Below are 21,618 nucleotides of genomic sequence, written 5' to 3'. Positions count from 1 at the left end.
TGCGTCAGGACGCCTTGTCGTCTTCGTTCGATGCGTGTTCGTTCCAGTGCAGCTTCTTGCGCAGCGTCGCGTAGTAGCTGTAGCCGACCGGGTGCAGGAACGGCACCGTGTGCTTCGAGCGGCGCACCTCGATCGTGTCGTTCAGCTCGAGCGACGTGAACGACTGCATGTCGAAGTTCACGTTGACGTCGCGGCCGCCGACGATCTGGATCGCGATCTTCGAATCGTCGGGCAGCACGATCGGCCGGTTCGACAGCGCGTGCGGCGCGATCGGCACGAGCACGATGCCCTGGAGCTGCGGATGCAGGATCGGGCCGGCCGACGACAGCGCGTAGGCGGTCGAGCCGGTCGGCGTGGCGACGATCAGGCCGTCCGAACGCTGGTTGTACATGTACCGGCCGTCGACCGACGCGCGCAGCTCGACCATCCCGGAAAAGCCGCTGCGGTTCACGACGACGTCGTTGAACGCAAGCGCGTGGTAGATCGGTTCGCCGTCGCGCATGATCCGGGCCTCGAGCAGCGAGCGCTCCTCGCGCTCGAACTTGCCCGACAGGATCACCGGGACGCGCGCCTGCATGTCGGCCGCCGCGATGTCCGTGATGAAGCCGAGCCGCCCGTGGTTGATCCCGATCAGCGGTGTCTTGTACGGCGCGAGCTGGCGGCCGATGCCGAGCATCGTGCCGTCGCCGCCGAGCACGACCGCCACGTCCGCGCGCGCGCCGATCTCCGCCGGGGTGAGCGCCGGATAGCCGGAGATGCCGATCTCGCGCGCCGTTTCGGCTTCGAACACGACCTCGAAGCCGAGCTTCGCGATGCAGCCAGCCAGCGTGGCGAGCGGCTCGGCGATGCCGGGCGTGTTGCTCCGGCCGACGAGCGCGACGGTGTTGAACTGATTACCGGTTTTCATGCCGGCATTACACCATAGCTCGTTGACGAAAAGAACCGGCTGTGCGCGAACGGGGCCGGATCGGTCGGCCCGGGCGACAGTGGCCGCGGCCACTCGCCGTGCTCGCGCGGTTGCGCTAAAATTTTCCACCATGCTAGATCCTCGCGCACGAACCCTCCTGAAAACCCTGATCGAACGGTATATCGCCGACGGTCAGCCGGTCGGCTCGCGCACGTTGTCCCGTTACTCCGGGCTCGAACTGAGCCCGGCAACGATCCGCAACGTGATGTCCGACCTGGAGGAGCTCGGCCTCGTGTCGAGCCCGCACACGTCGGCCGGCCGCGTGCCGACGCCGCGCGGCTACCGGCTGTTCGTCGACACGATGCTGACGGTCGAGGCGCCGATCGACGCCGAGGCCGTCGCGCGCCAGGTGCAGAACACGCTGCAGGCCGGCGAACCGCAGCAGCGGGTCGTGGCGGCCGCGGCGAGCGTGCTGTCGAACCTGTCGCAGTTCGCGGGTGTCGTGCTGACGCCGCGCCGCAGCCACGTGTTCAAGCAGATCGAGTTCATGCGGCTGTCGGACAAGCGCATCCTGCTGATCATCGTCACGCCCGAGGGCGACGTGCAGAACCGGATGCTCGCGACGCCGCGCGACTATTCGCCGTCGCAGCTCACCGAGGCGTCCAACTACATCAACGCGCACTTCGCCGGGCTGTCGTTCGACGAGGTGCGCCGCCGCCTGCGCGACGAGATCGACCAGCTGCGCGGCGACATGACCACGCTGATGCATGCGGCCGTGACGGCCAGCACCGAGGTGCCCGACACCGAGGACACCGTGCTCATTTCCGGCGAGCGCAACCTGCTCGAAGTGGCGGATCTGTCGTCCGACATGGCGCGGCTGCGCAAGCTGTTCGACGTGTTCGACCAAAAGACGGGCCTCCTGCAATTGCTCGACGTGTCGAGCCACGCCCAGGGCGTGCAGATCTTCATCGGCGGCGAATCGACGCTCGTGCCGATCGAGGAAATGAGCGTCGTGACCGCGCCCTACGAGGTGAACGGCCAGATCGTCGGCACGCTCGGCGTGATCGGCCCGACCCGCATGGCGTACAACCGCGTGATCCCGATCGTCGACATCACCGCGCGGCTGCTGTCGCTCACGCTGAGCCAGCAGTAACCCGACCGATACCGTCCCGCCATCGTGCCGCGGCGCCGTGCGCACCGCCAGTCGGCCGAACGGCCAGCCGACCCGGGCGAGACGGCCCGCTATAATTGAGGGCCGTCCGACTGCGTGCCCCGAGCACGTTCCTGCCCATGCGTTTCGATCTTGAGCCGCCTTCGAGCGTCGCAGCTGCCCATCGCATCGGCGTGCTGCTGATCAATCTCGGCACGCCCGACGCCCCGACGCCGCGCGCGGTGCGGCGCTATCTGGCCGAGTTCCTGTCGGATCCGCGTGTCGTCGAAATCCCGCAGGTCGTCTGGCAGGTGCTGCTGCGCACGCTGATCCTGCCGCTGCGCGGTCGCGCGTCCGCGAAGAAATACGCGGCCGTCTGGATGCCCGAAGGCTCGCCGCTGCGCGTATACACCGAGCGCCAGACCGACGGCGTGCGCCACCTGCTCGCGTCGAACGGCTATCAGGTGACGGTCGACTACGCGATGCGCTACGGCAGCCCGGGCATTGCGCAGGCGCTCGCGCAGTTCAAGCGTGCTGGCGTCGAGCGCGTGCTGCTGATGCCGATGTACCCGCAATACTCGGCGTCCACTACCGCGACGGCATTCGATGCCGCGTTCGCCGCGCTCGCACGGATGCGCAACCAGCCGGAAGTGCGTACGGTGCGGCACTACGCCGACCATCCGGCCTACATCCACGCGCTCGCCGAGCAGGTTCGCCAGTACTGGGCGCAGCATGGCCGGCCCGACTTCGCGGCCGGCGACAAGCTCGTGCTGAGTTTCCACGGCGTGCCGAAGCGCACGCTCGATCTGGGCGACCCCTATCACGACCAGTGCCAGCAGACGGGCGCGCTGCTGATGGCCGCGCTCGGGCTGTCGACGCTCGAATGCCGCGTGACGTTCCAGTCGCGCTTCGGCAAGGCCGAGTGGCTGCAGCCGTACACGGCGCCGACGCTGCGCGAACTCGGCGAGGCGGGGGTGCGGCGGGCCGACGTGTTCTGTCCCGGTTTCACGGCCGATTGTCTGGAGACGATCGAGGAGATCGGGATGGAGGTGCGCGACGAGTTCATCGCGGGCGGCGGCCAGGCGTTCCACCGGATTCCGTGCCTGAACGGCGCGCCCGCATGGATCGGCGCGTTGGGCGAGATCGTCGCCGAGAATCTGCAGGGCTGGCCGGTGAAGGCCGCGCAGCCCGAAACGGTGAGTTGAACGCGATGAACTACAGGATTTCGACGGACCCCGGCGCGAAGCTGCGCATCGACAAATGGCTGTGGGCGGCCCGCTTCTTCAAGACGCGCTCGCTCGCATCCGACGCGGTCGACAAGGGCCACGTGAAGATCGGCGGCGCGGCGGTGAAGCCGGCCAAGGACGTGCGCGTCGGCGACGAGGTCGAGATTGCGATCGACGGTGTCGTCTGGCACATTGCCGTGCTTGGCATTTGCGACGTGCGCGGGCCCGCGAGCATCGCGCAGACGCTTTACGAGGAAACGGAAGCGGGGCGCGTCGCGCGGCTCGCCGAACTGGAACGGCGCCGCACCTATCGCGAGCCGGCGGCGGAACTGCACGGCCGGCCGACCAAGCGCGACCGGCGCATCATCGACAGATTTTCTGGTGGGAGCTGAACATCTGGTCGAACGTCGCCCGCGCGCTGCCGTATTCGGTCGTGCGGTCGGTGACGGCTCCGGACAGGCAGATGGTGGTGGTGCCGGCAATCAGTACCAGCGCGACCACCGATATGGCAAAGGTCAGTTTCACGGTACGCGCCTCGATGGGACTGTGAATGCAGCGCCAGGTGGATGTCAGGCGCCGGTAAGCTAGGGTAAACGCGCTTTTTCGACGCTTGAATGGAGTGTAGTGCACCCCCCTGTGCCGAGCTAGTACTTGCCTGGTAAGCGTTGTTACCGGTCGTTTCGTCCGATCCGGCGACAAATGCACGTAATCGGCGGCGCGCAGCGCGGTTGTTTCACGGCATTGGCGAATGCCGGTGAATAACCCCCTTGAAATCGGAGTTTTCGCCCTTATTTGCACCAACAATGTGCGGTGCCGCCGACATACGGTCCGGCGGTTGCCGATTTGGCTTCAACCTCTAATCGACTTTCAGCGACATGGAAAACACGCAAGAGAACCCGGCTACCCAATCGGCCGAAGACATCGGCAGCGAGAAGCAGGCGGCGCAAGGCGCGGCGCCCGCCGCCGAAGCAGCCGACGCGGCGCTCGCGGAGGCTCAAGCCAAGGTCGCCGAGCTGCAGGAGAGCTTCCTGCGGGCGAAGGCCGAGACCGAGAACGTCCGCCGCCGCGCGCAGGAAGATGTCTCGAAGGCGCACAAGTTCGCGATCGAGGGCTTCGCGGAGCACCTGCTGCCCGTGCTGGACAGCCTCGAGGCTGCCGTCGGCGATACGTCCGGCGACATCACGAAGGTGCGCGAAGGCGTCGAACTGACGCTGCGCCAGCTGACGAGCGCGCTCGAGAAGGGCCGCGTCGTCGCGATCAACCCGGTCGGCGAGAAGTTCGATCCGCACCAGCACCAGGCGATTTCGATGGTGCCGGCCGAGCAGGAGCCGAACACCGTCGTGACCGTCCTGCAAAAGGGTTACATGATCGCCGACCGCGTGCTGCGCCCGGCGCTCGTCACGGTCGCCCAGCCGAAGTAAGGCCGACGCGATGGTTCCCGCCGGCGTCGATCCGGCCGCGTTCGACGCGTTCGACATGCAGGCGCTGGTGGCCGACACGTTCGACGCCGCGATCGCCGGCGCCGGGGATGCGCTCGCCGTGGTGTTCTTCTGGGGCGTCGACTGCTTCAACTGCGAGATCGCCAAGAAGGCGATGCTCGCCCAGCCGGACGCGATCCGCGCGCTGGATCTGAAGTGGTTCCATTGCAACGTGTACGAACATCATGAGCTGGGGCGCCGCTTCGGCCTGCACGGCGTGCCGACGTGGTTCTTCTTCCACCGCGGCAAGCGGCTCGGCCGCGCGACCGGCTGGCATGGCCTCGCGCAGTTCCAGGCGGCGGTGTCGGCGGCGCGCGCGAAGATCGCCGCGGCGACCGGCGCGCAGTCGGGCCGCGACGCCGGTTCGTACGATCCGGCTACCGGCGGCGATTGAAAAAATTTAATATCCGCATCGCTTGGCGGGTCTTGAAAACGGATCGGCCGGACGCATTTCGGGAACAGAGTTGAATTCTGGCGCGCGAAACTGCCCAAAAACGCGGGGTTTCGCGCAGCAAACAAGCATTTCTGGAGATTAGGAAAAATGGGAAAGATCATCGGTATTGACCTCGGCACCACGAACTCGTGCGTCGCCATCATGGAAGGCAACCAGGTCAAGGTCATCGAGAACTCGGAAGGCACGCGCACGACGCCGTCGATCATCGCCTACATGGACGACAACGAAGTGCTCGTCGGCGCGCCGGCCAAGCGTCAGTCCGTGACCAACCCGAAGAACACGCTGTTCGCCGTGAAGCGCCTGATCGGCCGCCGCTTCGAAGAGAAGGAAGTCCAGAAGGACATCGGCCTGATGCCGTACGCGATCATCAAGGCCGACAACGGCGACGCATGGGTCGAAGCGCACGGCGAGAAGCTCGCGCCGCCGCAGGTTTCGGCTGAAGTGCTGCGCAAGATGAAGAAGACGGCCGAAGACTACCTCGGCGAGCCGGTCACGGAAGCCGTGATCACGGTGCCGGCGTACTTCAACGACAGCCAGCGCCAGGCAACCAAGGACGCCGGCCGCATCGCGGGCCTCGAAGTCAAGCGGATCATCAACGAGCCGACGGCAGCCGCGCTCGCGTTCGGCCTCGACAAGGCCGAGAAGGGCGACCGCAAGATCGCCGTGTATGACCTCGGCGGCGGCACGTTCGACGTGTCGATCATCGAGATCGCGGACGTCGACGGCGAAATGCAGTTCGAAGTGCTGTCGACCAACGGCGACACGTTCCTCGGCGGCGAGGACTTCGACCAGCGCATCATCGATTACATCATCGGCGAGTTCAAGAAGGAGCAGGGCGTCGACCTGTCGAAGGACGTGCTCGCGCTGCAGCGCCTGAAGGAAGCCGCTGAAAAGGCGAAGATCGAGCTGTCGTCGAGCCAGCAGACCGAAATCAACCTGCCGTACATCACGGCCGACGCATCGGGTCCGAAGCACTTGAACCTGAAGATCACCCGCGCGAAGCTGGAAGCGCTGGTCGAGGATCTGGTCGAGCGCACGATCGAACCGTGCCGCATCGCGATCAAGGACGCCGGCGTCAAGGTGTCGGACATCGACGACGTGATCCTGGTCGGCGGCCAGACCCGCATGCCGAAGGTGCAGGAGAAGGTGAAGGAGTTCTTCGGCAAGGATCCGCGCCGTGACGTGAACCCGGACGAAGCCGTCGCAGTCGGCGCGGCGATCCAGGGCCAGGTCCTGTCGGGCGACCGCAAGGACGTGCTGCTGCTCGACGTGACCCCGCTGTCGCTCGGCATCGAGACGCTCGGCGGCGTGATGACGAAGATGATCAACAAGAACACGACGATCCCGACGAAGCACGCTCAGGTGTATTCGACGGCGGACGACAACCAGTCGGCCGTGACGATCAAGGTGTTCCAGGGCGAACGCGAGATGGCAGCGGGCAACAAGCTGCTCGGCGAGTTCAACCTCGAAGGCATCCCGCCGTCGCCGCGCGGCGTGCCGCAGATCGAAGTGACCTTCGACATCGACGCGAACGGCATCCTGCACGTCGGCGCGAAGGACAAGGCGACCGGCAAGGAAAACAAGATCACGATCAAGGCGAACTCGGGCCTGTCCGACGCTGAAATCGACCAGATGATCAAGGACGCGGAAGCGAACGCAGCGGAAGACCACAAGCTGCGCGAGCTGGCTGATTCGCGCAACCAGGGCGACGCGCTGGTCCACAGCACGAAGAAGGCGCTCACCGAGTACGGCGACAAGCTGGACGCGGGCGAGAAGGAAAAGATCGAAGCGGCGCTGAAGTCGCTCGAGGACGTGCTGAAGGATACGTCGGCCGACAAGGCGGCGATCGACGCGAAGGTCGAGGAACTCGGTCAGGCTTCGCAGAAGCTCGGCGAAAAGATGTACGCCGACATGCAGGCGCAGCAAGCCGGCGCGGCGGGTGCAGCGGAAGGCGCGGCCCAGGCGGGCGGTGCGCAGCAGGCTGCCGACGACGTCGTCGACGCCGAGTTCAAGGAAGTGAAGAAGGACTAAGCCGGGTTGCAATGGCACCGTACGCCGCGCGTGGAAACGCGCGCGGCGCGGTTGACCAACGACTGAAAGCGGTCTGTCTTTCCTTCCGGATGGCCGGATCGACTCCACGCCTGGCGGGCTTCGCGGCCCTCCGGGCACATTTGTTTTTTGGCGGGTGCTGCGCGAGCCGTCCGCGGACGGCGCAGCGCCAGACGAGTCGAGAGACTTTACTGCGGGCGAAAGGAGCCGCCGCGTGCGTGACGCGCGACGGCACAGTGAATCGATATGGCGAAACGGGATTACTACGAGGTTCTGGGCGTCGCGAAGAACGCGAGCGACGACGAAATCAAGAAGGCGTATCGCAAGCTTGCGATGAAGTATCACCCTGACCGCAATCCGGACAACAAGGATGCGGAAGAGCATTTCAAGGAGGCGAAGGAAGCCTATGAAATGCTGTCGGACGACCAGAAGCGCGCGGCGTACGACCAGTACGGCCACGCGGGCGTCGATCCGAACATGGGCGGTGCGGGCGCACAGGGTTTCGGCGGCTTCGCGGATGCGTTCGGCGACATCTTCGGCGACATCTTCGGCCAGGCCGCGGGCGGTGCCGCGCGCGGCGGCCGCGGCGGTCCGCAGGTGTATCGCGGCGCCGACCTGCGCTACAGCATGGAAATCACGCTCGAGCAGGCCGCGCACGGCTACGACACGCAGATCCGCGTGCCGAGCTGGGTGTCGTGCGAAGTCTGTCACGGGTCGGGCGCGAAGCCCGGCACGAAGCCGGAAACCTGCCCGACGTGTCACGGCCAGGGCACGGTGCGCATGTCGCAGGGCTTCTTCAGCATCCAGCAGACCTGCCCGAAGTGCCACGGCACCGGCACCTACATCCCGGAACCGTGCGTGCACTGCCACGGCTCGGGCAAGGTGAAGGAAACCAAGACGCTCGAAGTGAAGATCCCGGCCGGCATCGACGACGGGATGCGGATCCGCTCCGCCGGCAACGGCGAGCCGGGTATCAACGGCGGGCCGCCGGGCGACCTGTACGTCGAGATCCACATCAAGCCGCACTCGGTGTTCGAGCGCGACGGCGACGATCTCCACTGCCAGATGCCGATCCCGTTCACGACCGCCGCACTGGGCGGCGAGATCGAGGTGCCGACGCTGGCCGGCCGTGCGTCGTTCCCGGTGCCGGAAGGCACGCAGTCGGGCAAGACGTTCCGCCTGCGCGGCAAGGGGATCAAGGGTCTGCGTTCGAGCATCGCGGGCGATCTGTACGTACACGTGCAGGTCGAGACGCCCGTGAAGCTGACCGACCAGCAGCGCGATCTGCTCAAGCAGTTCGAGAAGTCGCTGGCCGAGGGCGGTGCGCGTCACAGCCCGCAGAGCAAGAGCTGGTTCGACCGGGTGAAGAGCTTCTTCGAGTAACGGTATGACTGAAGGCAACGAGAGCGCGTCGTTCGCGCTCTTGGACGATTGCGACTCGACCGCGTCCGCGCGGTCGAGTCGTTTGTATTCCGGTTTCGTGCGCGAACGCGTGTGCACGGATCCGGCACGGCTCGACGAAGTCGATGCGGCGGTGGCGCAGGATCTGCGCGACGGGCTGCATGCGATCGTCGTCGGCGACTACGAATTCGGACGCAATCTGGACAGAGCGCAGCCGGGCCATGCCCCGCTGCGCTTTTTGCTGTATGCGCGCTGCGAGCGCCTGTCGCGCGACGAAGTCGATGCGTGGCTCGCGCAGCAGGACGGCGGCGGCCCGCCGTCGATCGCGGGCGTCGCGCACGTCGCGAAGAGTGTGTCGCGCGACGCGTTCGACGCGGCGATCGCCGCGGTGCACGACGCGCTGCGGGCGGGCGATTCGTATCAGATCAACTACACGTACCGGTTGAATTTCGACATGTTCGGCACGCCGCTCGCGCTGTACCGGCGGCTGCGCGCGCGTCAGCCCGTGCGTTACGGCGCGCTGATCGCGCTGCCCGACGGCGCGTGGGTCGTGTCGTGCTCGCCGGAGCTGTTCGTCGAGAAGCACGGCGACGTGCTGCGCGCGCGGCCGATGAAGGGCACCGCGCCGCGCTCGGCCGATCCGCGCGACGATGCGGCGGCTGCCGCGTTCCTCGCGAACGATCCGAAGAACCGCGCGGAAAACGTGATGATCGTCGACCTGCTGCGCAACGACGTGTCGCGGATCGCGCGCACGGGCACGGTCAAGGTGCCGGCGCTGTTCTCGGTCGAGCCGTATGCGTCGGTGTGGCAGATGACGTCGACGGTCGAGGCCGGCTGGCGCGACGGCACCACGTTCGCGCAGATGCTGCGTGCGCTGTTTCCGTGCGGATCGATCACCGGTGCGCCGAAGCACAAGACGATGGAACTGATCGACGCGATCGAGTCGACGCCGCGCGGGCTCTATACGGGCGCGATCGGCTGGCTCGATGCACCGAAGGAAGGCCTTTCGGCAGGCGCTGCGGTGCCCGACGGCGTGGCCGGCTGCGGCGATTTCTGCCTGTCGGTCGCGATCCGGACGCTGACGCTCGATGCGATCGCCGTCGATGCGGCCGCAACGATCGGCACGCGCGACGCGGCAACGGCCGCTAGCGGCCGGCGGCGCGGCAGGATGGGTGTCGGCGCGGGCATCGTGCTCGACAGCGTCGCCGCCGACGAATATGCGGAGTGCGAATTGAAAGCGCGATTCCTGACCGATGCCGATCCCGGCTTCCAGTTGTTCGAAACCACGGCCGCGACACGTGCGGACGGCATCCGGCATCTCGAGCGCCATCTCGCGCGGCTGCAGCGCAGCGCGGATGCGTTCGGCTTCCGCCTCGACGCCGACGCGTTGCGCCGCGAGATCGACGCGCGTTGCGCGGCGCTCGACGGCGACGGCCCGTACCGGATGAAGCTCGCACTCGCGAAGGACGGCACGGTCGACATCACGGCCGCGGCACTGAAGCCGCTGCCCGCGGGGCCGGTCGGCGTGATGCTCGCGTCCGCGCACGGCTTCGCGCCGACCCGCGCGGACGATGCGCTGCTGCTGCACAAGACGACGCGCCGTGCCGAGTACGACCGTGCGTGGCAGGCGGCGGAAGCGCTCGGCGGCTTCGACATGCTGTTCGTCAACGAGCGCGGCGAGGTGACGGAAGGCGGGCGGTCGAATGTGTTCGTGAAGCGTGATGGCGTCTGGTTGACGCCGCCGTTGTCGTGCGGCGTGCTCCCCGGCGTGATGCGCGGTGTGCTGCTCGACGATCCGGCGCTAGGCGCAAAAGAGCGTGTGCTGACGCTCGACGATGTGCTGAACGCGGACGAGTTGATGATCTGCAATGCGTTGCGCGGGTCGGTCGCGGCGCGGCTGATTCAAGGCAGCGCACCGGCCTGAACGCGGATTACTTCCCCGGCGTGCATTGCCAGCTTTGTACGATGGCGTGCCCACGCCTGTAACGCGCGACGCAAGTCTGCGCCTGTCTGCCGAGCGGTCGTGCGATCACGACGCTCGTATTCCCGTAGTCGCATGAGACCCAGTAATCCTCACGGTTTTCAGCGAGCGACCAGGTATGGACGTCGCTTTTGGGTTCGGAGCGCGAGCGGTTCGGCAGCAAGGACATCATCCGGTCCGGCGGCCCTGACCAGAAGGTGACGCTGGCAAGCGGGTAGGTGCTTTGCGTGTCGAAGCTTTTCCAGCCATCGGGTGGTTGACCGTCGAGCCGCTGGGTAACGGCAACGCGTGCGGGGCAGTCTTCGGTCGCAGCGGACGCGGGTAATGCGACGAGCGGACTGCATGCGAGCGCGGCGATGGCGAGCAGCCGATGTTCAGCCGCCTTTTCATACACATGCGCCATCTTTTCCACTCCTTCGCTTGACGAAGGTTTGATGGTCGCAGCGACGAAGGTGTGCAGGAATAGGACGAGTTAGAAAGTACGTATTGTCCGCAATGCACTACGAGAAACGGCGCACCGCATCGCGGCCACGTCAGCGAGTGTGCCGCAGCAAGCGCCGACCGCGCGCCACGGCACGCCCGTCCCGCGTCAGAACGAGTGTTCCGGGCCCGGGAACGTGCGGTCCTTCACCGCGCTCACATACGCCTCGACGGCCGCCTGGATGTTCGGCTGGCCCTGCATGAAATCCTTCACGAAACGCGGCCGCTTGCCGGGGAAGATGCCGAGCATGTCGTGCAGCACCAGCACCTGACCCGAGCAATCGAGGCCCGCACCGATGCCGATCGTCGGGATCTTCAGCATGTGCGTGACTTCGGACGCGACGAGCGTCGGCACCGCCTCGAGCACCACGAGCTGCGCGCCCGCATCTTCGATCGCCCGCGCATCGCGCAGCAACTGCGCGGCGCCGGCTTCCGTGCGGCCCTGCACCTTGAAGCCGCCGAACGCATGCACCGACTGCGGCGTGAGGCCGAGGTGCGCGCACACCGGCACCGAGCGTTCGACGAGGAAGCGGATCGTGTCGGCGAGCCATTCGCCGCCTTCGAGCTTCACCATCTGCGCGCCGGCGCGCATCAGCGTGACCGCATTCGCGAACGCCTCGGCCGGCGTGCCGTACGTGCCGAACGGCAGATCGGCGACGACGAGCGCGCGCGGCTGCACGCGCGCGACGCATGCGGTGTGGTACGCGATGTCGTCGAGCGACACCGGGAGCGTGGTCGTGTGGCCCTGCAGCACGTTGCCGAGCGAGTCGCCGATCAGCAGCACGTCGGTGCCGGCGCGATCGAGCAGCGCGGAAAAGCTCGCGTCGTAGCAGGTGAGCATCGCGATCTTCTCGTCGGCTTCGCGCATTGCCTGCAGCTTGGGCACCGTGACGGCAGGCCGGCTCGATTCCTGGAGATAGGTCATGGGAAATCCGGTTCGATGGGGAGGAACGACAGGCGAGGACGCGTCAGCGCGTCGTCTCGCCCTTGACGAAGAATTCCTTGCGGCCGCGCATCGTGTCGATGCGCTCGACCAGCAGCGCGAGGTCTTCGGGGGAATCCAGCGGGTTCAGGTGTTCGGCTGCGACCGTCAGCACCGGCGTGCGGTCGTAGTGATAGAAGAATTCGTTGTATGCATCGACGAGCGAGCGCAGGTACGCGTCGCTGATCTGCAGCTCCATCGGCAGCCCGCGCTTCTGGATGCGCGAGAACAGCACCTCGGGGCTCGCCTGCAGGTAGACGACGAGATCGGGCGCGGGTGCCTGCGGCACGTCGAGGTGCGTCGCGATCGACCGGTACAGCTGCCATTCGTCTTCCGGCAGGTTCAGCCGCGCGAAGATGTCGTTCTTCTGCGGCATGAAATCGGCGACGACGGGCCGGCCTGTATCGAGCGCGCCGATCAGTTCGCGCGCCTGCTGCGCGCGCTGCAGCGCGAACGACAGCTGCGCGGGCAGCGCATAGCGCGCGGTGTCGCGATAGAAGCGTTCGAGGAACGGGTTGTCCTGCGGGCGTTCGAGCAGCGCCTGCATCGACCAGCGCTCGGCGAAGAGGCGCGCGAGCGTCGTCTTGCCGACGCCGATCGGGCCTTCGATCACGAGGTAGCGATGCGGGGCGCGCAGGTCGGGCGCGGTGACGGTCAGCGGAGTGGTGTTCATCGGCAGGGGTTCTTGTCGGCGTCAGCGCCGGCGGCAAGGGCCTTCTGCATCAGGCATTGGCAGGTCTGCACCTTCTCGACGCGCTGATCGGCGACGGCGGCGAGGAACGCATCGGCGCGGCCGCGCGCGGGGATGTCGAGCGCCGGTTCGATTTCGACGAGCGGCACGAGCGCGAATGCGCGATCGGTGAGGCGCGGATGCGGGACGATCAGGTCGGGTTCGTCGATCGAATCGGAGCCGAACAGCAGGATGTCGAGGTCGAGCGTGCGCGGCGCGTTGCGATACGGGCGCTCGCGCCCGAAGTGATGTTCGATCTTCTGGCAGAGCGCGAGCAGCTCCCGGGCCGACAGCGTCGTGTCGAGCTTGACGACGCAGTTGTAGTAATCGTCGCCGCCCGCTTCGAAGGGCGCCGTGCGATACAGGCTCGATTTGCCGAGGATCGAGATGGTGCGCTGCTGCGCGAGGCACACCACCGCGTCCTTCAGGGTCTGGCGCGCATCGCCGAGATTCGCCCCCAGTCCGATATATGCAACCGTCATGGCTTCACTTCCTACGTCGTTCGCCGGCGAGCGCGTCAGTCGTCGGAACCGCCCGCGGTGTCCGGCGCCTGCTCGGCGGCGCCTTCGCCCGGCTTGCGGTTTCGCGCACCGCCGCGGCGGCGCCGCTTGCGGGGCGATTTTTCCTTCGAGCCGCCCTGCGTGAGGAGTGCCTCACGGGCGGCCGCGTCGCCTTCGATGAAATCCGTCCACCACTGTCCGACTTCCGCATCGAGCTCGCCGGATTCGCAGCGTAACAGGAGGAAATCATACCCCGCTCTAAACCTTTGGTGTTCCAGCAGCCGCATCGCGCTGCGGCCCGAGCGTTTTTCGAGGCGCAGTTGCAGGCCCCAGATCTCGCGCATGTCGGCCGAGTAGCGCTTGTGGATCGCGAGCTTCTCGGTCTGCATGTCGAGCACGTCGTCCATCGCGCGATGGAGCGCCGGCACCGGGATTTCGCCCTCCGCCGTGTATTGCTCGAAGCGCTGGCGCATGTCGTGCCACAGCAGCGTCGCGAACAGGAAGCCCGGCGACACCGGCTTGCCGGCGCGCACGCGCGCGTCGGTGTTGTTCAGCGCGAGCGTGATGAACTTCTCGCCCTGCGGCTGCTCGAGCACGACGTCGAGCAGCGGCAGCAGCCCGTGGTGCAGGCCTTCCTTGCGCAGCTGCTGCAGGCACGCGAGCGCATGGCCCGACAGCAGCAGCTTCAGCATTTCGTCGAACAGGCGCGCGGCCGGCACGTTGTTGATCAGGTCGGCGAGCGCGTTGATCGGCTCGCGCGTGTGCGGCTCGATCTCGAAGCCGAGCTTCGCCGCGAAGCGCACGACGCGCAGCATCCGCACCGGATCCTCGCGGAAGCGCGTGGCCGGGTCGCCGATCATCCGCAACAGGCGGGCGCGCATGTCGGCCATCCCGTCGTGGTAGTCGAGCACCGTCTGCGTCGACGGGTCGTAGTACATCGCGTTGATCGTGAAGTCGCGGCGCGCGGCGTCTTCGTGCTGTTCGCCCCACACGTTGTCGCGCAGCACGCGGCCGCTCGCGTCCACCGCGTGCGTGCGGCGATCGAGCTCGTCGCGCTTCAGGCGCTTCGGCGGCTCGGCCGCGGCGGCTTCGGGCGGCGCGTCGACCAGCGCGCGGAACGTCGACACCTCGATCAGTTCCTGGCCGAACTGCACGTGGACGATCTGGAAGCGGCGGCCGATCAGGCGCGCGCGGCGGAACAGGCGCTGCACCTCGGTCGGCGTCGCGTCGGTCGCGACGTCGAAGTCCTTCGGCGCGATGCCGAGCAGCAGGTCGCGTACGGCACCGCCGACGATGAACGCGCGAAAGCCCGCCTGCTGCAGTGTGTCGGTCACGCGCACGGCGTTTCGCGAGATCAGCGACGGATCGATCTGGTGCACGCTGGCCGGCACGACGGTCGGCTCGTGGTTGCTGCGCGCCTTCTTGGCGCCGCCGCCGCGGCTCCCCTTCGCGGGGCGCGGGGCAGGGGCCGTTTCGACGGCGGGCGCCTCGACGGGCGACGTGTGTTCGGCGCCGTCCTGGCCGAGCAGCTTGCGAATGAATTTTTTGATCACGACGTTCAGAAGAGATCGAGGATGCGCCAGCCGCGGTCGCTTGCATGCGCACGCAGCGTGTCGTCGGGGTTGGTCGCGATCGGGTCGGTGACTTTCTCGAGCAACGGGATGTCGTTGTGCGAGTCGCTGTAGAAGTAGCTGTGTTCGAAGTCGTCCCAGTGCTTGCCGAGCGACGCGAGCCACGCTTCGGTGCGCACGATCTTGCCTTCGCGATAGCTCGGCGTGCCGGTCGGCCGGCCCGTGTACGGCGAGTCGGGATGGCCGTCGGTCGTTTCGACCTCGCACGCGATCAGTGTGTCGACGCCGAACGCGGTCGCGATCGGACGCGTGATGAATTCGTTGGTCGCGGTCACGACGCAGCACAGGTCGCCGGCATCGAGGTGCTTGCGCACGAGTTCGAGCGCGGCGGGCGTCATCGCGGGGCGGATCACCTCGTGCATGTACTGCTCGTGCCATTCGGCCAGCTGCGCGCGCGAATACTTCGCGAGCGGCGTGAGCATCGCGCACAGGTACGCATGGATGTCGAGCTTGCCGGCCTTGTAGTCGGCGAAGAACTGATCGTTCTGACGCGAGAAGCTTTCCGCGTCGACGATGCCGAGCTTCACCATGAAGCGGCCCCATTCGTGGTCGCTATCGGTCGGGATCAGCGTGTGATCGAGGTCAAAGAGTGCCAGATTAGTCATGGAAGCGCATTTTACTCGAAGCGGTTCGGGCCTGTGCCCGGTGGTGCGATGTCGTCGCCGGGGCGGGCCAGCATCCGGCGCAGCAGCGGCAGCGTGACGGCGCGTTTCTGCTCGAGCGAGAAGCGGTCGAGCGCGTCGAGCAGCGCCATCAGGCTCGGCATGTCGCGGCGGAAATGGGTGAGCAGGTAAGCGGCGATGTCGTCGGTGAGCGCGATCCCGCGCTCCTTCGCCGCGAGCTTCAGTACGGCGATCTTGCCGGCGTCGGACGGCGGCGACAGGTGGAACACGAGCCCCCAGCCGAGGCGCGTGCGCAGATCCTCGCGCACGTCGAGCGCGAGCGGCGCCGCGGGGCCCGCCGCGACGAACGCGCTCGACGGGTGCGCGCGGACCTCGTTGAACAGGTTGAACAGCGCGACCTGCTGCGTGTCGCTCATCTTGTCGCAGTCGTCGATCGCGTAGATGCCGATGCGCGGGTCGAACGTGAACGCGCCGAGCGGGCTTTGCGGCGTCAGGTAGCGCGCGTAGCCGTACGACGCGTCGCTCACGAGCGCCTGCAGCAGGTGGGTGCGGCCGCTGCCGGGCTCGCCCCAGATGTAGAACGACCGGTCCGGCACGGGCCCCGCCGCGAGCGCGAGGTCGAGCTTCTGGAGCCGCGAGATGAGCTCGTCGTTCTCCTCATTCATGATGAAGTTGTCGAACGTGGCGGGCGGCGGCGTGCCGAGATCGAGCGTCAGTTGACGGGACACAACAGTCACAATGCAGGTCGGTTGATGAAACGCGCGCCGTACGCCGGGCACGCGCGGGGGGCTGCTCCGGTGCCTGAACACGCGGCCGCACGCACGGCGGCGCGCGGTTTCCGGCGCGGCTCGCGGGGCGATGAAAACGGGGACGTGTCGACCAAGATGCAATCCCTGACGATTCGGTGCTGGGAATTCCGGCCAACGGGCCGGCTTCGGGTAAAATCGCATTTTACCGACCTTCTCGCATTCCCCCATGAATCCTCCGAAATCCGCTCCCGACGCCCAAGGTCTGTCCTACCGCGACGCAGGCGTCGACATCGACGCGGGCGACGCGCTCATCGACAAGATCAAGCCTTTTGCGAAGAAAACCCTGCGCGACGGCGTGCTCGGCGGCATCGGCGGGTTCGGCGCGCTGTTCGAAGTGCCGAAGAAGTACCAGGAGCCCGTGCTCGTGTCGGGCACCGACGGCGTCGGCACCAAGCTCAAGCTGGCGTTTCATCTGAACAAACACGACACCGTCGGCCAGGATCTGGTGGCGATGAGCGTGAACGACATCCTCGTGCAGGGCGCCGAGCCGCTGTTCTTCCTCGATTACTTCGCGTGCGGCAAGCTCGACGTCGACACGGCCGCGACCGTCGTCAAGGGCATCGCGCACGGCTGCGAACTGTCGGGCTGCGCGCTGATCGGCGGTGAAACGGCCGAAATGCCGGGCATGTACCCGGACGGCGAATACGACCTGGCCGGTTTCGCGGTCGGCGCGGTCGAGAAGAGCAAGATCATCGACGGCAGCACGATCGCCGAAGGCGACGTGGTGCTCGGCCTCGCGTCGAGCGGCATCCACTCGAACGGCTTCTCGCTCGTGCGCAAGATCATCGAGCGCGCGAACCCCGACCTGTCGGCCGATTTCCACGGCCGCTCGCTGGCCGACACGCTGATGGCGCCGACGCGCATCTACGTGAAGCCGCTGCTCGCGCTGATGCAGAAGCTGTCGGTGAAGGGCATGGCCCACATCACCGGCGGCGGCCTCGTCGAGAACATTCCGCGCGTGCTGCGCGAAGGTCTCACGGCCGAGCTCGACCAGAACGCGTGGCCGCTGCCGCCGCTGTTCAAGTGGCTGCAGGAGCACGGCGGCGTCGCCGACGCGGAAATGCACCGCGTGTTCAACTGCGGGATCGGGATGGCCGTGATCGTCTCGGCAGCCGATGCCGACGCGGCGATCGCCGACCTGACGGCCGCCGGCGAACAGGTGTGGAAGATCGGCACCGTGCGTGCGAGCCGCGAAGGCGAGGCGCAGACGGTCGTGGTCTGACGCAGCGCGCCAAGTAGGATGCAGTAACGAAAGCCGCCCGGAGTCGATCCGGGCGGCTTTTTTTCTGGTGCGGCGCTTGGCGTATTGGCGGGCGGCCGAAGGAGGAACGACGATGACCGAAGACGAGGGTATCGCGCGCAAGCAGGATCGATGCGCGGCGATCCTGCCCCGTTATTGATCGTCGATGCGACCGTCGAGCACGCGTTCAAGCGTGTCGAGCGCCTGCGCCGTCGAATCCGGCGCGACGCAGTCGACGACGATCCGCTCCGGCATCGCGCGCAGCCACGTGATCTGCCGTTTGCACAGCTGGCGCGTCGCGAAGATGCCTTTGTCGCGCATGGTCCGGTAGTCGGTGTCGCCGTCGAGGAATTCCCATGCCTGCCGGTAGCCGACGCAGCGCATCGACGGCAGGCCGAGATGCAGATCCTCGCGGCGGCGCAGCCGTTCGACTTCGTCGATGAAGCCCGCGTCGAGCATCGCGTCGAAGCGTTGCGCGATGCGCGCGTGCAGCACCGCGCGGTCGGATGGTTCCAGTGCGACCGGCACGAAGCGGTACGCAGCGGCTTCGTCGTCCGCGCGCCGCGGCGCGGCGAGCAGCACTGACATCGGCTGCCCGCTCAGCAGGAACACTTCGAGCGCGCGCTGGATCCGCTGCGAATCGTTCGGTGCGAGCCGCACGGCCGTCGCGGGGTCGACCTGCGCGAGCCGCGCGTGGAGTGCCGGCCAGCCGTCGCGCGCCGCCTCGGCGTCGAGCTCGGCGCGCACGGCCGGATCGGCGGTCGGCAGGTCGTTGAGGCCCTGCGTGAGCGCCTTGTAGTACAGCATCGTGCCGCCCGCGAGCAGCGGCGTGCGGCCGCGCGCGGCGATCTCGCCGATCAGGCGCAGCGCGTCCGCGCGGAATTCGGCCGCCGAATACGCATCGGCCGGGTCGATGATGTCGATCAGGTGATGCGGCACGCTCGCGCGCTCGTCGCGCGTCGGTTTCGCGGTGCCGATATCCATGTCGCGGTAGACGAGCGCCGAATCGACGCTGACGATCTCGATCGGACGGCGCGCGGCGAGCGCCAGCGCCGCGGCCGTCTTGCCGGAGGCGGTGGGGCCGAGCAGGCAGGCGATCGTCGTCGGGGCGGACTGCGGTGCAGCGCTCATTGTCCGCGCATGAAGAGACGGTCGAGATCGTTCAGCGTGAGCTGATACCACGTCGGCCGGCCGTGATTGCACTGGTCCGCGCGTTCGGTCGCTTCCATCTGGCGCAGCAGCGCGTTCATCTCGTCGAGCGTCAGGCGCCGGTTCGCGCGCACCGCGTGGTGACACGCAAGCGTGCCGAGCAGCTCGTGCTGGCGTTCGGTGAGCACGCGCGAACCGCCGAACGCGTGCAGGTCGGCGAGCACCGCGCGCGCGAGCGACTGCAGGTCCGCGTCCTTCAGCAGCGCGGGCACCGCACGGATCGCGAGCGACGTCGGCGACAGCACCGCGAGGTCGAAGCCGAGCGATTCGAGCGTGTCGCGTTCTTCCTCGACCGTGCCGATCTCGACCGGCGTCGCCGTCATCGAGATCGGCAGCAGCAGCGACTGCACGGCGACCGTGCGGTCGGCGAGCGCGTTCTTGAACTGTTCGTACAGGATCCGTTCGTGCGCCGCGTGCATGTCGACGATCACGAGGCCGTGCGCGTTCTGCGCGAGCACGTAGATCCCGTGGATCTGGCCGAGCGCGAAGCCGAGCGGCTGCTCGTCGTGCGCGGTGGCGGCGAGTGGCGACGCGACGAAGCCCGACAGCGGCGCGACCGGCGCAGCCGCCGCATCGGCCGCATCGCGCGCGACGATCGTCGTGCCGTCCGGCGTGCCCGCGCCCGTATCCTTGCGGCCGAACAGCGCGTCGTAGAGCGCGAGCGGCTGCGCGACCGGCAGTGTGCCCTGCGTCATGCGCGCCTGGCGCATCCACGTGTTGCCCGACGACGAGGAGGACGACGCCAACGAGAAGCCGCTGCCGCCCGTGCCGGTGGCCGCGCCCTGGCCGAGCGGCGTATTCAGGAATGACGCGGGGCCGCTCGGCGCCGGTGAGAGTTGTGCGGCATGGCCGCCCGCGGTGGTTTCCGGCGACGCGCCTGCATGGCGCGCGAGCGCGCGCTGCACCGCGTGGAAGACGTACTGGTGGATCGAGCGCGAATCGCGGAACCGCACCTCGATCTTCGACGGGTGCACGTTCACGTCGACCGCTTCGGGCGGCAGATCGAGGAATAGCACGTACGATGGGTAACGGTCGCCGTGGAGGACATCCTCGTACGCCGCGCGTACCGCGTGCGTGAGCAGCTTGTCGCGCACGAAGCGGCCGTTGACGAAGAAGTATTGCTGGTCGGCGCGGCCGCGGCTCGCGGTCGGCAGGCCCGCGCAGCCGTAGACGGCGAGCGGCCCGGCCTGCTCGTCGAGCGGCAGGTGTGCGGTCGCGAAGCCGTCGCCGAGGATCTTCGCGACGCGCTGTGCGGGTTCGGTCGCGTTCCAGTGCTCGACGGCCTTGCCGTTGTGCAGCACCGAGATCGCGACGTCCGGCCGCGCGAGCGCCGCGCGGCGGATCATTTCCAGGCAGTGGCCGAACTCGGTCTGCTCGCTTTTCAGGAATTTGCGGCGCGCGGGCGTGTTGAAGTACAGCTCGCGCACCTCGATCGTCGTGCCGACCGCGCCGGCGGCCGGCGACAGCGCGCCCGTGGTCGCGTCGATCTTCGTCGCATGCGCGACCTCGGCCGTGCGGCTCGTGATCGACATCTCGGCGACCGACGCGATCGACGCGAGCGCTTCGCCACGGAAACCCAGCGTTGCGACCGCCTCGAGCTCCTCGAGCGAGCGGATCTTGCTCGTCGCGTGACGCATCAGCGCGAGCGGCAGTTCGTCGGGCGGAATCCCGCAGCCGTCGTCGGTGATCGAGATGCGCTTGACCCCGCCTTCCTCGAGCACGATGCGCAGCGTCGTCGCGCCGGCGTCCATCGCGTTCTCGAGCAACTCCTTGACGACCGACGCCGGGCGTTCGACCACCTCGCCGGCGGCGATCTGGCTGATCAGCTGATCGGGCAGGGGCTGGATCGCGCGCAGCGGGCGCGCGGCGGGCGTGGGCACGGCGCCTGCGGCCGTTTCGGTGATTTCGGACATGGCCGAATTATAGCGAGGCGGCGGCGGATGCCGTGGCCGGGGCCGCTTACGTTTTTTTCACGGAGCCTTAAGGTAGTTTCGGTATGATGACTGCGTTCCGCGCACCGCCTTGTGCGGCGGGCACTTCCGCTTTTCGGCCGCTCCGGCCCTTTCGCCTTCGAGGAATCGCATTTGGATACGCTGCTTCATTTCGTCAACCTGGTCCTGCATATCGACGCGTTCCTCGGCGACTTCATCCGGCAGTACGGTGCGTGGGTGTATCTGGTGCTGTTCCTGATCGTGTTCTGCGAGACGGGGCTCGTCGTGTTGCCGTTCCTGCCGGGCGATTCGCTGCTGTTCATCGGCGGCGCGTTCGCGGCGACGGGCGACATGAACGTCGGCGGACTGATCGTGCTGCTGCTGGTCGCGGCGATTGCCGGCAATACCGTGAACTACCTGATCGGCCGCTGGGTCGGGCCGAAGGTGTTCAATACGCATATCCCGGTGCTCGAGCGCTTCCTCGATCGCGCGGCGCTGCAGAAGACCCACTCGTTCTACGACAAGCACGGCGGCAAGACGATCGTGCTCGCGCGTTTCATCCCGGTCGTGCGCACGTTCGCACCGTTTGTTGCCGGCGCGTCGTCGATGAGCGTCGCGCGCTTCCAGCTGTTCAACGTGGTCGGCGCGTTGCTCTGGGTGCTGCTGCTGGTGCTGCTCGGCTACTTCTTCGGCAATATCCCGTTCATCCGCCAGTATCTGAACGTGATCGTGCTGGCGGGGATCGGCGCGGCGATCGTGCCGGTCGCGCTCGGCGCGCTGTGGAAGCTGGTGCGCGGGCGGCATTCGGGCGGTACGCAGAACACGCGCGGCCACTGA

21 protein-coding genes are annotated in these 21,618 nt (G+C 67.3%); 10 read left to right on the top strand and 11 right to left on the bottom strand.

Features of this window, described 5'->3' with window-relative positions:
• Window positions 1-4 precede the first annotated feature (4 nt).
• Window positions 5-907 (bottom strand): NAD kinase, encoded by a 903-nt coding sequence (locus PL79_RS28890; RefSeq protein ID WP_044844044.1) that lies wholly within the window; start codon window positions 905-907, stop codon window positions 5-7.
• Between the two features lie 130 nt (window positions 908-1,037).
• On the opposite strand from PL79_RS28890, the gene hrcA reads away from it, so the two are divergent.
• The 3 genes from hrcA to PL79_RS28875 all read left to right on the top strand — a co-directional run bounded on the left by hrcA (window position 1,038) and on the right by PL79_RS28875 (window position 3,675).
• Entirely contained in the window at window positions 1,038-2,060 is a 1,023-nt protein-coding gene (gene hrcA / locus PL79_RS28885; protein ID WP_011544637.1) for a heat-inducible transcriptional repressor HrcA, read from the top strand.
• 137 nt (window positions 2,061-2,197) lie between these two features.
• Window positions 2,198-3,262, top strand: a complete 1,065-nt coding sequence (gene hemH / locus PL79_RS28880; protein WP_044844045.1) for a ferrochelatase — start codon at window positions 2,198-2,200, stop codon at window positions 3,260-3,262.
• 5 nt (window positions 3,263-3,267) lie between these two features.
• Window positions 3,268-3,675, top strand: coding sequence for an RNA-binding S4 domain-containing protein (locus PL79_RS28875; protein WP_044844046.1), 408 nt, complete (start codon window positions 3,268-3,270; stop codon window positions 3,673-3,675).
• On the opposite strand, the gene PL79_RS36280 is transcribed toward PL79_RS28875, so the two are convergent.
• On the bottom strand, window positions 3,647-3,808 hold the full coding sequence (locus PL79_RS36280; protein WP_006476841.1) for a hypothetical protein: 162 nt from the start codon (window positions 3,806-3,808) through the stop codon (window positions 3,647-3,649). The genes PL79_RS28875 and PL79_RS36280 overlap by 29 nt on opposite strands.
• 350 nt (window positions 3,809-4,158) lie before the next feature.
• Here PL79_RS36280 and grpE point away from each other — a divergent pair, with 350 nt between their 5' ends.
• The 5 genes from grpE to PL79_RS28845 all read left to right on the top strand — a co-directional run bounded on the left by grpE (window position 4,159) and on the right by PL79_RS28845 (window position 10,589).
• Window positions 4,159-4,704 carry a nucleotide exchange factor GrpE gene (gene grpE / locus PL79_RS28865; RefSeq protein WP_044844047.1) on the top strand — a complete coding sequence of 182 codons (546 nt, stop codon included), beginning with the start codon at window positions 4,159-4,161 and terminating at the stop codon, window positions 4,702-4,704.
• Window positions 4,705-4,714: 10 nt separating this feature from the next.
• Complete coding sequence (locus tag PL79_RS28860) at window positions 4,715-5,155, top strand: thioredoxin family protein (RefSeq protein ID WP_044844048.1); 441 nt, start codon at window positions 4,715-4,717, stop codon at window positions 5,153-5,155.
• A 147-nt stretch (window positions 5,156-5,302) separates the two neighbouring features.
• Window positions 5,303-7,246, top strand: a complete 1,944-nt coding sequence (gene dnaK / locus PL79_RS28855) for a molecular chaperone DnaK (protein WP_044844049.1) — start codon at window positions 5,303-5,305, stop codon at window positions 7,244-7,246.
• 264 nt (window positions 7,247-7,510) lie between these two features.
• A complete protein-coding gene (gene dnaJ, locus PL79_RS28850) occupies window positions 7,511-8,647 on the top strand; it encodes a molecular chaperone DnaJ (RefSeq protein WP_044844050.1) in 1,137 nt (378 codons plus the stop codon).
• 4 nt (window positions 8,648-8,651) lie between these two features.
• Window positions 8,652-10,589: a chorismate-binding protein gene (locus PL79_RS28845; RefSeq protein WP_044844051.1), complete on the top strand. Its 1,938-nt coding sequence runs from the start codon at window positions 8,652-8,654 to the stop codon at window positions 10,587-10,589.
• A gap of 7 nt (window positions 10,590-10,596) precedes the next feature.
• Here the strand turns inward: PL79_RS28845 and PL79_RS28840 are convergent, their stop codons facing one another.
• From PL79_RS28840 to hda, 7 genes are all read right to left on the bottom strand, one after another.
• The gene (locus PL79_RS28840) at window positions 10,597-11,049 is read right to left on the bottom strand and encodes an STY0301 family protein (RefSeq protein WP_135801171.1); all 453 of its coding nucleotides are present in this window, start codon (window positions 11,047-11,049) and stop codon (window positions 10,597-10,599) included.
• 186 nt (window positions 11,050-11,235) lie between these two features.
• Window positions 11,236-12,051 carry a 3-methyl-2-oxobutanoate hydroxymethyltransferase gene (panB, locus tag PL79_RS28835; protein ID WP_044844052.1) on the bottom strand — a complete coding sequence of 272 codons (816 nt, stop codon included), beginning with the start codon at window positions 12,049-12,051 and terminating at the stop codon, window positions 11,236-11,238.
• Between the two features lie 43 nt (window positions 12,052-12,094).
• Entirely contained in the window at window positions 12,095-12,781 is a 687-nt protein-coding gene (locus PL79_RS28830; RefSeq protein WP_044844053.1) for a deoxynucleoside kinase, read from the bottom strand.
• Window positions 12,778-13,320, bottom strand: coding sequence for a 2-amino-4-hydroxy-6-hydroxymethyldihydropteridine diphosphokinase (folK, locus tag PL79_RS28825; RefSeq protein WP_044844054.1), 543 nt, complete (start codon window positions 13,318-13,320; stop codon window positions 12,778-12,780). The genes PL79_RS28830 and folK overlap by 4 nt, the downstream gene beginning before the upstream one ends.
• A gap of 35 nt (window positions 13,321-13,355) precedes the next feature.
• Window positions 13,356-14,891 carry a polynucleotide adenylyltransferase PcnB gene (pcnB, locus tag PL79_RS28820; RefSeq protein ID WP_044844055.1) on the bottom strand — a complete coding sequence of 512 codons (1,536 nt, stop codon included), beginning with the start codon at window positions 14,889-14,891 and terminating at the stop codon, window positions 13,356-13,358.
• Window positions 14,892-14,896: 5 nt separating this feature from the next.
• Entirely contained in the window at window positions 14,897-15,574 is a 678-nt protein-coding gene (locus tag PL79_RS28815; RefSeq protein ID WP_044844056.1) for an HAD family hydrolase, read from the bottom strand.
• A gap of 11 nt (window positions 15,575-15,585) precedes the next feature.
• Window positions 15,586-16,320 carry a DnaA regulatory inactivator Hda gene (hda, locus tag PL79_RS28810; RefSeq protein ID WP_044844057.1) on the bottom strand — a complete coding sequence of 245 codons (735 nt, stop codon included), beginning with the start codon at window positions 16,318-16,320 and terminating at the stop codon, window positions 15,586-15,588.
• A gap of 247 nt (window positions 16,321-16,567) precedes the next feature.
• On the opposite strand from hda, the gene purM reads away from it, so the two are divergent.
• Window positions 16,568-17,623, top strand: coding sequence for a phosphoribosylformylglycinamidine cyclo-ligase (purM, locus tag PL79_RS28805; RefSeq protein ID WP_014897998.1), 1,056 nt, complete (start codon window positions 16,568-16,570; stop codon window positions 17,621-17,623).
• A gap of 171 nt (window positions 17,624-17,794) precedes the next feature.
• Here the strand turns inward: purM and miaA are convergent, their stop codons facing one another.
• A complete protein-coding gene (gene miaA, locus PL79_RS28800) occupies window positions 17,795-18,772 on the bottom strand; it encodes a tRNA (adenosine(37)-N6)-dimethylallyltransferase MiaA (RefSeq protein ID WP_044844058.1) in 978 nt (325 codons plus the stop codon).
• On the bottom strand, window positions 18,769-20,763 hold the full coding sequence (gene mutL, locus PL79_RS28795; RefSeq protein ID WP_044844059.1) for a DNA mismatch repair endonuclease MutL: 1,995 nt from the start codon (window positions 20,761-20,763) through the stop codon (window positions 18,769-18,771). Before mutL ends, miaA begins: the two co-directional genes overlap by 4 nt.
• A gap of 171 nt (window positions 20,764-20,934) precedes the next feature.
• Here mutL and PL79_RS28790 point away from each other — a divergent pair, with 171 nt between their 5' ends.
• Complete coding sequence (locus PL79_RS28790) at window positions 20,935-21,618, top strand: DedA family protein (protein WP_044844060.1); 684 nt, start codon at window positions 20,935-20,937, stop codon at window positions 21,616-21,618.

The sequence above is a fragment of the Burkholderia sp. USMB20 genome (assembly GCF_000949135.2).
In the GTDB taxonomy this organism is placed as follows: Bacteria; Pseudomonadota; Gammaproteobacteria; order Burkholderiales; family Burkholderiaceae; genus Burkholderia.
The sequence above is the reverse complement of the archived record's forward strand: the minus strand, read 5'-3'. Positions and strand labels throughout refer to the sequence as shown.

Bases quoted from the DNA above. Each gene is read 5' to 3' on its own strand.
- PL79_RS28890 (WP_044844044.1), bottom strand. From the start codon at position 907: ATGAAAACCGGTAATCAGTTCAACACCGTCGCGCTCGTCGGCCGGAGC.
- hrcA (WP_011544637.1), top strand. From the start codon at position 1,038: ATGCTAGATCCTCGCGCACGAACCCTCCTGAAAACCCTGATCGAACGG.
- hemH (WP_044844045.1), top strand. From the start codon at position 2,198: ATGCGTTTCGATCTTGAGCCGCCTTCGAGCGTCGCAGCTGCCCATCGC.
- PL79_RS28875 (WP_044844046.1), top strand. From the start codon at position 3,268: ATGAACTACAGGATTTCGACGGACCCCGGCGCGAAGCTGCGCATCGAC.
- grpE (WP_044844047.1), top strand. From the start codon at position 4,159: ATGGAAAACACGCAAGAGAACCCGGCTACCCAATCGGCCGAAGACATC.
- PL79_RS28860 (WP_044844048.1), top strand. From the start codon at position 4,715: ATGGTTCCCGCCGGCGTCGATCCGGCCGCGTTCGACGCGTTCGACATG.
- dnaK (WP_044844049.1), top strand. From the start codon at position 5,303: ATGGGAAAGATCATCGGTATTGACCTCGGCACCACGAACTCGTGCGTC.
- dnaJ (WP_044844050.1), top strand. From the start codon at position 7,511: ATGGCGAAACGGGATTACTACGAGGTTCTGGGCGTCGCGAAGAACGCG.
- PL79_RS28845 (WP_044844051.1), top strand. From the start codon at position 8,652: ATGACTGAAGGCAACGAGAGCGCGTCGTTCGCGCTCTTGGACGATTGC.
- PL79_RS28840 (WP_135801171.1), bottom strand. From the start codon at position 11,049: ATGGCGCATGTGTATGAAAAGGCGGCTGAACATCGGCTGCTCGCCATC.
- panB (WP_044844052.1), bottom strand. From the start codon at position 12,051: ATGACCTATCTCCAGGAATCGAGCCGGCCTGCCGTCACGGTGCCCAAG.
- PL79_RS28830 (WP_044844053.1), bottom strand. From the start codon at position 12,781: ATGAACACCACTCCGCTGACCGTCACCGCGCCCGACCTGCGCGCCCCG.
- folK (WP_044844054.1), bottom strand. From the start codon at position 13,320: ATGACGGTTGCATATATCGGACTGGGGGCGAATCTCGGCGATGCGCGC.
- PL79_RS28815 (WP_044844056.1), bottom strand. From the start codon at position 15,574: ATGACTAATCTGGCACTCTTTGACCTCGATCACACGCTGATCCCGACC.
- purM (WP_014897998.1), top strand. From the start codon at position 16,568: ATGAATCCTCCGAAATCCGCTCCCGACGCCCAAGGTCTGTCCTACCGC.
- miaA (WP_044844058.1), bottom strand. From the start codon at position 18,772: ATGAGCGCTGCACCGCAGTCCGCCCCGACGACGATCGCCTGCCTGCTC.
- mutL (WP_044844059.1), bottom strand. From the start codon at position 20,763: ATGTCCGAAATCACCGAAACGGCCGCAGGCGCCGTGCCCACGCCCGCC.